The 11751-nt window shown below is 64.4% G+C and carries 11 protein-coding genes; 7 read left to right on the forward strand and 4 right to left on the reverse strand.

Translation table 11 applies throughout. The features are described 5' to 3' along the window. Positions 1-283: 283 nt before the first annotated feature. Complete coding sequence (locus IB262_RS02055) at positions 284-907, forward strand: hypothetical protein (RefSeq protein WP_060516083.1); 624 nt, start codon at positions 284-286, stop codon at positions 905-907. Positions 908-1005: 98 nt separating this feature from the next. Here the strand turns inward: IB262_RS02055 and IB262_RS02060 are convergent, their stop codons facing one another. Further along, positions 1006-2055, reverse strand: coding sequence for an aldo/keto reductase (locus IB262_RS02060; protein WP_192493371.1), 1050 nt, complete (start codon positions 2053-2055; stop codon positions 1006-1008). A gap of 239 nt (positions 2056-2294) precedes the next feature. Between IB262_RS02060 and IB262_RS02065 the strand changes: the two genes are divergently transcribed. Next, positions 2295-3272 carry a transporter gene (locus tag IB262_RS02065; protein ID WP_112975886.1) on the forward strand — a complete coding sequence of 326 codons (978 nt, stop codon included), beginning with the start codon at positions 2295-2297 and terminating at the stop codon, positions 3270-3272. A 470-nt stretch (positions 3273-3742) separates the two neighbouring features. Next, complete coding sequence (locus IB262_RS02070) at positions 3743-3988, forward strand: hypothetical protein (RefSeq protein WP_034793196.1); 246 nt, start codon at positions 3743-3745, stop codon at positions 3986-3988. Between the two features lie 82 nt (positions 3989-4070). On the opposite strand, the gene IB262_RS02075 is transcribed toward IB262_RS02070, so the two are convergent. Beyond that, on the reverse strand, positions 4071-4751 hold the full coding sequence (locus tag IB262_RS02075) for a glutathione S-transferase family protein (RefSeq protein ID WP_060603562.1): 681 nt from the start codon (positions 4749-4751) through the stop codon (positions 4071-4073). 353 nt (positions 4752-5104) lie between these two features. Here IB262_RS02075 and IB262_RS02080 point away from each other — a divergent pair, with 353 nt between their 5' ends. From IB262_RS02080 to IB262_RS02090, 3 genes are all read left to right on the forward strand, one after another. Continuing rightward, positions 5105-7063 (forward strand): elongation factor G, encoded by a 1959-nt coding sequence (locus IB262_RS02080; protein ID WP_060603559.1) that lies wholly within the window; start codon positions 5105-5107, stop codon positions 7061-7063. Between the two features lie 500 nt (positions 7064-7563). Next, complete coding sequence (locus IB262_RS02085; RefSeq protein ID WP_060583254.1) at positions 7564-8142, forward strand: TetR/AcrR family transcriptional regulator; 579 nt, start codon at positions 7564-7566, stop codon at positions 8140-8142. 27 nt (positions 8143-8169) lie between these two features. Then, positions 8170-9240: an NAD-dependent epimerase/dehydratase family protein gene (locus IB262_RS02090; protein WP_192493372.1), complete on the forward strand. Its 1071-nt coding sequence runs from the start codon at positions 8170-8172 to the stop codon at positions 9238-9240. On the opposite strand, the gene IB262_RS02095 is transcribed toward IB262_RS02090, so the two are convergent. After that, positions 9188-9583: a MerR family transcriptional regulator gene (locus IB262_RS02095; protein WP_112975883.1), complete on the reverse strand. Its 396-nt coding sequence runs from the start codon at positions 9581-9583 to the stop codon at positions 9188-9190. The two genes, IB262_RS02090 and IB262_RS02095, sit on opposite strands and share 53 nt — an antisense overlap. Positions 9584-9654: 71 nt before the next feature. Between IB262_RS02095 and IB262_RS02100 the strand changes: the two genes are divergently transcribed. Continuing rightward, a complete protein-coding gene (locus IB262_RS02100) occupies positions 9655-10638 on the forward strand; it encodes an aldo/keto reductase (protein WP_112975920.1) in 984 nt (327 codons plus the stop codon). Between the two features lie 85 nt (positions 10639-10723). On the opposite strand, the gene IB262_RS02105 is transcribed toward IB262_RS02100, so the two are convergent. Continuing rightward, positions 10724-11635, reverse strand: coding sequence for a LysR substrate-binding domain-containing protein (locus tag IB262_RS02105; RefSeq protein WP_051659269.1), 912 nt, complete (start codon positions 11633-11635; stop codon positions 10724-10726). Positions 11636-11751: the final 116 nt, after the last annotated feature.

Genomic DNA, 11751 nt, shown 5'->3' on the forward strand with positions numbered 1-11751 from the left:
TTCTGTGGGGGGAGCGGGTGACCACGTCGCCTTCTCGCCGTCGTGACGGGGGGAAGGTCCCGGCAGGGGGTGAGGGGCAGCGCTTCTGCTGCAAAAGGGCCATCCTCAAACCTGTCGAGGCTCTCGGCGCTTGGATCGCCCTTCACCTGACGTGGCGCAGAGGTCGCCGCGCGCGTTGCGTCGCCATCCGTTGAGATGGCGCGGTCTCCATCACGGCAATTCGATTTTACTCGGTTGGCGGCGGCCGATAGGCTTTTCGGCACAGTTGATGGGAGAGAGAGCCATGAAGCGCGCATTAGCAGCAATCGCATTCGCCTTGGCCTGTTCCGGCGCGGCCTATGCGCAGGACACCAGCATGAGTTTCTTCGTCACCAGCGTGAACCCCGGAAAGGGCGGCGATCTGGGCGGCCTCACCGGGGCGGACGCCTATTGCGATACGCTCGCCAAGGCAGCGGGGGCGACGGGCAAGAGCTGGAAGGCCTATCTTTCCACCGACGCGGAGAACGCCAAGGACCGGATCGGCGCAGGCCCCTGGTACAACGCCAAGGGCGAGAAGATCGCCGATGATGTCGCATCGCTCCACAGCGACAAGAACAACCTGACGAAGCAGACGGCGCTCAATGAAAAGGGCGAGGTGATCAACGGGCGCGGCGATACGCCCAACCGCCACGACATTCTGACGGGCTCGAAAGCCGATGGCACGGCGGCACCGGACACCTGCGGCAACTGGACGATGGGCGGCGCCGACGGCGCGGCGATCGTCGGCCACAGCGACCGCACCGGATTGAACGATTCCGCCGAGGCCAAATCCTGGAACTCTTCACACGCGACGCGGGGCGGCTGCACCGTCGAGGCCTTCAAGGGCACCGGCGGCGAGGGGCTGTTCTATTGCTTTGCTGCGAAATAGGGCGCTTTCACCTTATCGTAACGCGCAAGGGACACGCCTTGGTTTCATCCTGACGGCCCGGACACTCGGCCCGGGTCGCAGGTCCGTTCCCACGTGCGTCAGACATGCGGCCCGAGCAGCGACAGGTCGGCCTCGCCGAGCCGGTCCTTGGCGGTCCAGAGCTGATGCCAGTAAGGGTAGATCACCGGCGGCAGGCTGACGGCGTCGAGCAGTTCCTTCTCCTCATCGGTGAGCTTCAGGTTTGCGGCAGCGAGATTGTCGCTGAACTGCGCCTCGGTGCGGCCGCCGATGATGACTGATGTGACGCCCTTGCGGCCGATCAGCCAGGCGAGCGCAACTTGCGCCGGCGACACGCCGCGCTCGGCGGCGATGGCAACGAGCATGTCGACGATCTTCCAGAGCCGCTCCTCGTCGCGGATCGGCGGCTCCTTCCAGCCGGCAAGCTGGCGGGTGCCTTCCGGTGTCTCGTTTCGCCGGTGCTTGCCGGAGAGAAGTCCGCCGGCAAGCGGGCTCCAGACGAGCACGCCGAGCCCCTGGTCGATGGCGATCGGCATCAGCTCGTATTCAGCCTCGCGGGCCTCGAGCGTGTAGTGGATTTGCTGGCTGATGAAGCGCTGGCGGCCTTCAAGCGCGCTGACGCCGAGCGCCTTCATGATGTGCCAGCCGGAATAGTTGGAGCAGCCGATATAGCGGACCTTGCCGCTGCGAACGAGGCTGTCGAGCGCCTCCATCGTTTCTTCGAGCGGTGTTAGGCCGTCCCATTCATGCACCTGGTAGAGATCGATGACGTCGGTGTTCAGCCGCTTCAGGCTCGCCTCGCAGGCGGCAATCAGGTGCTGGCGCGAGAGCCCGCCGTCGTTCGGCCCCGGCCCCATCGAAAAGCGCGCCTTGGTAGCGACGAGCACACCGTCTTTGCGCTGGCCGCCGAGGACCCCGCCGATGATCTCCTCGCAATGGCCGGTCGAATAGATGTCGGCCGTGTCGATCAGGTTGACGCCGGCATCGAGGCAGAGGTCGACATAGCGGCGCGCCTCCTTCAGCCCGACATTCCCGACCTCGGCGAACTTGCCGCGGCCGCCGATCGTCATTGTGCCCATGGTGATGACAGAGATTTTCAGGCCGGAACGGCCGAGCAGCCGGTATTCCATGGTCTCTGGTCCTTTGCTGGTGGGGAAACGGGAACGCAAGCTTCACCGGATGAAAGCCGAAGGCGACAGCGGCGGTCAAGTGGCGGTCAAAGAGGCCGCGTCCGCGGCGCGGGCCCAGTGTGTAGGCCTGCAACACTCTGCAATCGGATGTTGCGGTGGTTGCAGCTCCGGTTTCTTAGGGCTGGCTTGAACACGGCAAAATGTTATCGTTTCGTCGAGAGATTAAGGGGAATCACTGGATGAGCGTTGTAAAGCGTCTGCTGTCCACATCGGCGATCGCTGCCGGTCTGGGTTGCATTGTTGCGCCTTTGACGGCGAATGCGGCCGAAAACGGTGCCGGCTTCTATCTGCTCGGCGCACGTGGCCCGATGGCCGGCCTTTTGGCGCCGCCCGGAACCTACTTCCAGAACGACACCTACTTCTATGTGGGCGAGCTCAAGGGCAACAAGCAGCTTCCGCTCGGTGGCGAGATCGTCGGCGAGGTCGATGCGACGCTGATCGGCATCTTCGGCACCGGCCTCTGGGTGATGCCCGAAGAAGTGCTCGGCGGCAATCTCGGCTTCACCGCGATCGTGCCCTTCGGGGGGCCGGATATCGACGCTACGCTTTCGGCGCCAAGGGCCGGTCGCTCGGCCTCGGTCAGCGATTCTGTCTTCACTATCGGCGACCCCGTTTTGGGCGCGGTTCTCGGCTGGCACGAGGGCGATTTCCACTGGACGGCGAACGCCTCGGTCAACGTGCCGATCGGCGACTACCAGAAGGGGCAGCTCGCCAATCTCTCGTTCAACCGCTGGGCTGGCGACTTCACGCTCGCCGGCACTTGGTTCAATCCGGAAACCGGCTTCGACATCTCGGGCGCCGCGGGCTTCACCTTCAACGGCGAGAACCCGGCGACGGACTACCGCACGGGTACGGAATTCCACGCGGAATGGGCCGTTACCAAGCACTTCGGGCAGGAGTTCTCCGCCGGCGTTGCAGGCTACTTCTACCAGCAGGTGACCGGCGACAGTGGCGCCGGCGCAAGGCTCGGCCCGTTCAAGGGCCGTATTGCCGCGATCGGCGGCACCATGGGCTACAATTTCAAGATGGCCGAGACGCCGGTATCGCTGACGCTCAAGGTCTTCCAGGAATTTGGCGCCAAGAACCGGCCAGAAGGCACGGCCGGTTTCGTCACCATCGCCTTCCCGATCGGCACGCCGCCGGCCCAGGTGAAGTAGGCTTGAGCCAAGCCTCGCATGCCCCGCCGGCGCCGTTTTCGACCGGCGGAGGCATGGATGACGGTGACCTTCGTGCCGGTCTGGAAACGACCGATCGCGGCAGGGTTCGCGTGCGGCGACGTTGCTTTATCTCCCGATCGGCGCATACTGCCGCCTTCGCTGGGCAGGATGCGGCTCCGGCGGCTGTAAGATCGTTCGCGTTTTCGTCCCGATACGGGCGGTCGCGTAATGTCTCGGACGGCCAGGCCACAGGCGCTTCTCCTGCACGCAATGGACCGGATCGATCAGGCGCCGAGATCGGGTGTCCGTGCAACGGCGATTGGGCGGAAGCAAGTGCCACGCGTCACTTCCGTCGCAGCCGGCGGGCATTCGTAAGAGCGTCCGCCCTGAAAGGCACAATTGGTTTCGACCCGCGGTTGGCGGCGTACGCGGATAGCGGCGCGCCGGCCCTTGGCAGCCAGGAGGCTTCAATGCAGGAGTTTGCACGCGAACCGGACGGCCCGATCGGCCCCGACGATCTTGATATGCTGCAACGCACCTTCGACCGGGTCTGCATCTGGTGCGACATCCCGCGCTACGGCAAACGTGCCGACCGGCTGGCCCGCCACATTACGGGCCAGTTCCGCAGGGGCATTGCCGACGAGCGCGTGCTGTTCGAAAACGCCATGTGGCTGGAGCAGCAGGGTGGTTCAACGCGGCATCGCGCCGACAATTGACGCCGGCGGCGCCTGAAGCACATCGCGATTTTCAGATTGAGTTGTCTATCGCAAACCGCTGCGCCCTTTTGCGCGACATTCTCTAAATCTCGAAGAACCGCTCCGGCATCAGGTTCCGGTAGGGGAACATATGGAAATACGGACGCGCCTCGGCGAGCACCCGGCGGACGGACGCGCGTTCGAGCAGCCGTTCGAAATAGACCGCAAGATGCGGATGCGTCTCATCGAAGGGCTCGACGATGCCGCCATAAAAGAGAGCCGGGGTGGCGGCGCAATCGGCAAGGCTGAAGGCATCGCCCGCGGCAAATTCATGGGTGGCGAAGTGCGCGTCGGCCATGCCATAGGCCAAGCCAAGCGCGGCGCGGGCATCGGCAACGCCGCGGTGGTCGCTTTCACCTGGCGCCCGCAGCGTGTCAGTGACGATCTTCTGCATCGGCACGTGGATGTAGTTGTCGAAGAAGCGATCCCAGAGCCGGGCTTTCAGAGCCATGTCGGGGTCATCGGGGATCAGCCGCCGGCGGCCCGGATAATGGCGGTCGAGATATTCGATGATGATCGACGTCTCTGGCATCACCACGTCGCGAGCGCTGTCCGTCAAGACCGGCATCTTGCCGACCGGCCACAGCGCCGCGAAGCGGGCCGCTTCTTCCGGGTCGAGCAGGTCGACCAGGCTGCTTTTGAACGGGGTCTCGTTTTCGTAAAGCGCGATGAGCACCTTGTGGCAGAAGGAAGCGAGTGGATGCTGGTAAAGCGTGAGGGACATGCGCGTATTCTCCAGTGCGGAAGGGACGCTTGCGGATCGGTCGTCAGGTCTTTACGTGCCCGTTTATCGCAAAACCGGTCCTGTTTCGCAATCGGTTTTCGGGGTTCAGGGCCAAAAGATCGGGGCCCGTGGCGCAGAACGGCGGCAGCCGCGCCGGACACGCGCCGATTTTTTGGGGACGCCATGCTGATCGATTCCAAGCGGTTAGCGCCGGAAAAGAACGCGCACGCGTAAAGACTTGCCGCCATCGTGCCCGGCTACCATTGAAAGCGCAAAAGCTGCCCTAGAATTAATAGAACAAGGGCGTCGCAACGCTCGGCGCCCGTCGTCATCGCGACAGGGGAGGATTGCCGATGCGCTGCTTCACGGTACTTGGGCCCTCGCAGACCGGAAAGACCACGCTGGCAGACAAGCTGGCCGGTCTGGAGGGGGCCTCCAGAAAAGCTGCTTCACCCTACGGATTGAACCTCACGGAATTCGAATTTGGCGGCGAAGCCTGGTGCGCGCTCGACGCACCCGGCGGCACCGAGGCGCTGGGACACGCCCAGCACGCGCTGATCGCCAGCGACGCCTGCGTGCTCTGCGTTTCGCCGGTGCCGGAGGAGGCAGTGCTGGCCGCGCCCTATCTGAAGGCGATCGAGGCGTCGGGCACGCCCTGCATTCTCTTCATCAACCGCATGGACGAGCCGCAGGGGCGGCTGCGCGACGTGATCGCCGCGCTTCAGGACTATTCCGGCCACATGCTGCTCCTGCGCCAGGTGCCGATCCGCGAAGGCGACAAGATCGTCGGCACCTGCGACCTGATCTCCGAGCGCGCCTGGCGCTACCGCGAGGGACAGACCTCGGCGCTGATCGAAATCCCCGACACGGTGATGGATCGGGAAAAGGAGGCGCGGGCCGAGCTGCTCGAGCATTTCTCGGAATTCGACGACTGGCTGCTCGAAGAGCTGATCGAGGACCGGGCGCCGGCCAACGACACGATCTATGCGATCTCCACGCGGCTCTTGAAGGAAAACCGCATCATCCCGGTGCTGGTGGGCGCTGCAAGCCACGCCAACGGCATTCTGCGGCTGATGAAGGCGCTGCGCCACGAGGCGCCTCAGGTCGACGCGCTTCGAAAGAGGCTGGCTGAGGCCGGACCGATCGCCGAGACGGCGCTTTCGGCCGTCAGCTTTCACGCCTATCACAAGGCGAATGTCGGCAAGACGGTGCTGGTCAGGGCGCTGACATCCGGTATCAAGCAGGGTGCGACGCTCGGTGGCGGCAGCCTCGGCTCGCTGCAGGACCCGGCGACCGGCAAGCCGCTGCCGAACGCCACGCCGGAGGCGGGCGCGATCTTTGCCGCTGTCAAGGCCGACCATCTGCCGGTGCCGGCGCTGCTTGCCGCCAGCAGCACCGCCGAGGCGCCGGACTGGACGCTGCCGCCGACGCCGATGCTGGTGCGCATATTGGTGCCCGACAGCGAGCGCGACGAGACCAAGCTCTCGGGCACGCTTGCCAAGCTCGCCGAGACCGACCGCGCACTCGCGGTCATGCAGGAGGAAGGCAGCGGCGCGCAGCTCGTCTGCGTGCAGGGGCCGATGCACCTGCGCGACCTCTGCAAGACGCTCGCCGACGTCTTCCATGTCGGCGTCACCGACAGGCCGCCGAGTCCGACCTATCGCGAGACCGTGCTGAAACCCTCCGACGTGCACTACCGCCACCGCAAGCAGACGGGCGGTGCCGGGCAGTTCGCCGACGTCAAGCTCAGCGTGCACCCGAACGAGCGCGGCGCCGGCTTCTCTTTCGCCGAGACGGTGAAGGGCGGGGCGGTGCCGCGCAACTTCATCCCGGCGATCGAGGCCGGCGCGCGCGAAGCGATGGAGAAGGGGCCGCTCGGCTTTCAGGTGATCGATGTCGGCGTGACCCTGACGGACGGCCAGCACCATGCGGTCGACAGCAACGACTTCGCCTTCCGCGCGGCCGCCAAGATGGGCGTGCGCCAGGCGCTGTCGCAGGCCTCGGCCGTTCTGATGCAGCCGGTCATCCGCGTCGAGATCCACATCCCCTCGATCTATTCCGGCAGCCTGGTGCCGATCGTCTCCACCTACAAGGGCCAGGTGCTCGGCTTCGACCGTGACGAGACCGCCAAGGGCTGGGACATCTTTCGCGCCTTGGTGCCGGGATCGGCGCTCGACGATCTCGCCCGGACACTAAGGGCCGCGACGCAAGGCATCGGCTACTTCTCCAAGAGCTTCGACCATTTCGAGGAGCTCTACGGCAAGGAGGCGGATGCGGTGATCCACGCGCATGGGGCACAGCAGGCGGGGTGATCGTCTATGAGAGCAGCGGCTTGGCGCGATGCACCATGACCGCGCCGAGCAATTTTAGTCGCGCATCAACGTCTCTTCGGTGGCGAATTCATTGCCGCGCAATCACGGAGCGTATTTGTCGTATCGATAGGTCTCGCCGATTGCCCGGACCGCCGACGGGCAAGGTCAAGTGCGCGGGTCGCCTTCCGTGAGGTTGTTTTCAAGGCCGTAACCCGGCAACGCCGTTCTGCGGATGCAGTCTCCGACATCACGCTCTCTCAACTTCGTGTAAAGGCGGATCGGCGCGGTAGTCCGCGAGCAACCGCTGATCGGTCCTGGGTTCGGCTGCGTTTTCACTACTTCAGAATGGTGTGCTGGTCATCGAAGATCAGGTCGTGGCGCTGCGCGCATGGGGTGGGGCCGGAGGAGGCGATCCAGCTTTCTGAGGGATCCGACGCGCTTGACAAAGGCGCCGATAAATTATTTATAACCATCCGGTCGGAAATAAATCGGATGGAGCCATGGGCCGGAAACGCGCAATTGATCAACAGCAGGTGCTGGATGCCGCCGAACGGGTCGTCGGTCGTGATGGCGCTGCCAACCTGACTGTCGATGCCGTCGCCAGGGAAGCCGGCGTCAGCAAGGCGAGTGTGCTTTATGACTATAAGTCCAAGCAGGCGCTGATCGAGGCCGTCGTCGACCGGGCGTTTGAGCGCGACAACGCACACCATGCGCAGGTCGAGCAGAAGATCGGAGACATTCAGGATCGAGCGGTCAGGGGGCGCATCGTTGCTGCGGCCGAACCGCCGCCCGAGGAATTCCGGGCGGTGGCACTGAACCTCAGCGCGGCGCTTACGCTCGATGCCGGTTTGCGCCGGAAGATGCAGGCAAGCCAGGATGCGACGATCGCGAGAATTCTCCAGAACTCCCAGTCGCCGCGCGGGGCGTTGCTTGCCTATCTCGCGCTCGAGGGTCTCAAGTTCCTCGAATATCTCGACTTTCACCATTTTGCGCGTGCAGACCGCGACGAGGTGCTGCGCGAAATCAACTGGCTCGTGACTGCAACCCCGCAGGCAGCCGATCTTCCGGACGAGCGCTAAGCGTCCAAACCTCATAGGTGCAGCGAAATGAACCAAGCATGCGATGCCACATCCGCCGTGGCCACGGGCGAACGCGCCCCGTTCCGGCGCATCTTCATCACCGGTGGCAGCGGCTATCTCGGCCGCAACCTCATCCGCCATTTCGTCACGACGGGCGCTTCTGGTGTCGCTCTGGCGCGCAGCCAGAAGGCGGCCGACCGCGTCCGCCAACTCGGTGCGACGGCCTTTATGGGCGACCTGCTCAGTCCAGACATCGCCGCGGGAATGGCGGGCTGCGACGCGCTTGTCCATGCGGCGGCCGATACCGATCATGGACCAGGCACGCCGCAGCAGCGCCGGGTGAACGAGGATGGCACGCGGATCGTCATGGAGGCGGCCCGCGCCGCCGGTATCCGCAAAGCGATCCATATCAGCACCGAATCCGTGCTTGCCGATGGGCACCCGCTGGTGCAGGTGGACGAGACGGCGCCGTTTCCGCGCCGCCCGGCCGGCAGCTATTCGCGCAGTAAGGCGGCGGCCGAGCGTGTAGCCCTTGCGGCCAGCAGTCCGGCTTTCCCGGTCGTTGCCCTTCGGCCGCGCTTCGTCTGGGGGCGTGACGATACCACGGCGTTGCCGGCACTGGTCGAGGCTGCCCGCTCCGGCAAGCTCGCCTGGATCGCGGGAGGCACCTATCTGACCTCGACCACGCATATCGCCAACCTGTGCCAGGCCGTGGCGCTTGCGCTTGCAAACGGGCGGGGCGGGGAGGTCTATTTCATCACCGATGGCGATGCCGTTCCGTTCAGGACGTTCGTCTCGCAGCTTCTGGAAACGCAACGGATCGTCCCGCCGGAAAAATCCGTTCCCCGCGCCGTCGTCAGAGCCGTTGCCTGGGGCGGCGATGTGCTCGCTGCCCTCTCCAGGGGGAGGATCAGCGTTCCGCTGACATCACAGGCCTATGCGACGTCGGCCGTCGAGATCTCGCTTGATATCGGCAAGGCAAAGCGGGCGCTGGGCTATGTTCCTGTCATCTCGCGGGAGCAGGGGCTGGACGAGCTTCGGACCGTCAGCACCGGTAGTCCTCCAGTTGCGGCACCGTGTCCGGCTTGCCTGCCTTGATCCAGTCCACCTTGCCGCGCAGGAACGAGAGAGCCGCGTCCAGCGCGGCCTTCCGCTCTTCTAGTCGCGCGATCTGCGCTTGCAGGATCTCCACCGTTCGTGCGGGCGAACTTTCGCCGGCGCGATACGCGTCATTGAGGGCCTGAATCTCCCGCAGCGAGTAACCCAGCGTCTGTTGCAGCCGGATCATCCGCGCGGCGGTAACGTCTTCCTGGCTGAACAGCTGATAGGGATTAGAGCCGCCCTTGGCGCTGCGCTCCGGCTTCAGCAGCCCCTTGGAAATGTAGAAGCGGATCGTATCGACCGGCAGTTCCGTGGCCTTCGCAAATTCCGAAATCAGCATGCAGCAAACCCTTGACCATGGAGTATGGTCAATACTTATAAGAGCTGCTTGTCTGGAATTGGAGACCCATGATGACAAGCAAGGAAAAGATTCTACACCGCGTCCAACTCGGCTCGGATGGCCCGCTGATCGGGGCCCAGGGCCTCGGCTGCATGGGCATGAGCGAGTTCTACGGCACGACGGACGAGGCCGAATCTCGCGCCACTCTGGAACGGGCGCTCGAACTCGGCGTCACCCTGTTCGACACGGCGGACATGTACGGTATCGGCGCCAACGAGGCCTTTCTTGCGTCCTTCGTCAGGACGCATCGTGAAGCGGTCCTGATCGCCACCAAGTTCGGCTATGCGCGCACGCCGCAAAGCCCAGAGGACTGGAGCATAGACAACCGGCCCGAGTTCATTCGTGCTGCCGCTGACCGCTCGCTGAAGCGCCTGGGTGTCGATGTCATCGACCTCTATTACATGCATCGCCGCACCGATGCCGTACCACTCGAAGAATCCATTGGCGCGATGGCCGATCTGGTCGCGGCCGGAAAGGTCCGTTGGCTCGGCCTCTCGGCGGTGACCGCAGCGGAGCTGCGGGCCGCGCATGCCATCCATCCGATTGCAGCGCTGCAGTCGGAATGGTCTGTTCTCACGCGTGAGATCGAGGAAGATGTCGTTCCCGCTGCATTCGAACTCGGCGTGACGCTCGTGCCTTACTCTCCGCTCGGACGTGGCATGCTGACCGGCCAGGCCTTTGCCCAATCCCTGACGGAGGGAGATGCACGCAGGAATTTCCCGCGCTTTGCATCGCAGCACCACCAGGCGAACATGCAGGTGGTGGCAAAGGTAGAGGAAGCCGCACGTGGCCTCGGCATTACCTCGGCCCAGCTGGCACTAGCCTGGCTGCACACGCAGGGCCGCAAGTTGAATGCGAAGGTGGTGCCAATCCCCGGAACACGCAGGCGCAGCCGCCTTGAGGAGAACGTCGCGGCGGCGTCCATCATCCTCCCCGATGATGTAACGGCCATGCTCGATCCGCTCGCCGGGGCTGTGCAAGGAGCCGCCGTCTAAGGGTGCGACCGCCGTGCGCGACGGGCGTGCGGCGGCCGGTTCTTGTGTTGGGTGGGGAGGAGGTACGCTCGCCGGCCGCCGACGGCTAGCTTGTGCCAGATGTCTGCACTGCCTCTGCGCTCTGCCGCTCGCGCTCCTCGATCTCGGCGATCAGCCAGTTGAGAAAGGCCTTTGTTACCGGCTTGGTGCGCAGGAGGTCTTCCTGGCAGACGAACTGGTAGGTTTCGGGCGGCTCGTAGAAATGGTCGTGGGCGAGGCGGATCTGGCCGGATTTGAGTTCGTGTTCGACCATGGTGCGGTCGATCAACGCCACGCCCTGGCCTTCTCTCACCGCTTCGAGAATGATGTGCTGGTCGTCGAAGATCAGGTCCTGGCGGCTGCGCGGAAGGGCGAGGCCGGAGGAGGCGATCCAGCTTTGCCACTCCTGAAGGCCGCGATAGTGCAGCCGGTTGCCGGAAAGCAGTGCCTGCCTGTCGCCCTGCCAGAGGTCGCGGCCGCAGACGGGCACCAGGCGCTCGCGCAAGAGCTTGCGGGTGAAGCGTCCGGGTGGCGGCTGCAGGCAATAGGCGATCGTGACGTCGGCCGGGCCGGTGCCGGCGGTGATCGTTTCGAGGTGGGAGAGGTGGATCTGCACGCCGGGATTGGCGGCGAGAAACTCGGAGATGCGCGGCGCGATCACTTTCATCGAAAAGAACGGGCCGACCCGGACGCGCAGGATCTTGTCGCTCGTGCGTGGGCGGATGTGCTGGACCACGCCTTCGAGATCGTCGAAGGCGCGCTGGCAGGAGGCGTAAAGCAGCCCGCCCTCCGGCGTCAGTTCGACACCGTGCTGTTTTCTGACGAAGACCCGAAGGCCGAGATTGAGTTCCAGATTCCGGATCTGGTGGCTGATCGCGCCCTGGCCGATGCAGAGCTCGTCGGCGGCGGCCGTCAGGCTGCCGTTGCGCGCGGCCGCCTCGAAGGCGCGCAAGGATTTGAGGCTCGGCAGGTCACGCATCCGTTGCTCCGGGTCTGGATCGGTTGCAGCCTACATGAATTTTTTCGATAGCTGGAATGATTTCTTTCACATTGCGAAGGCTGGAGACCTCCCGCATTGTCGAAGCATAATAAAGC

It is taken from the genome of Ensifer sp. ENS02 (genome assembly GCF_014851885.1).
Classification (GTDB): Bacteria; Pseudomonadota; Alphaproteobacteria; order Rhizobiales; family Rhizobiaceae; genus Ensifer; species Ensifer adhaerens.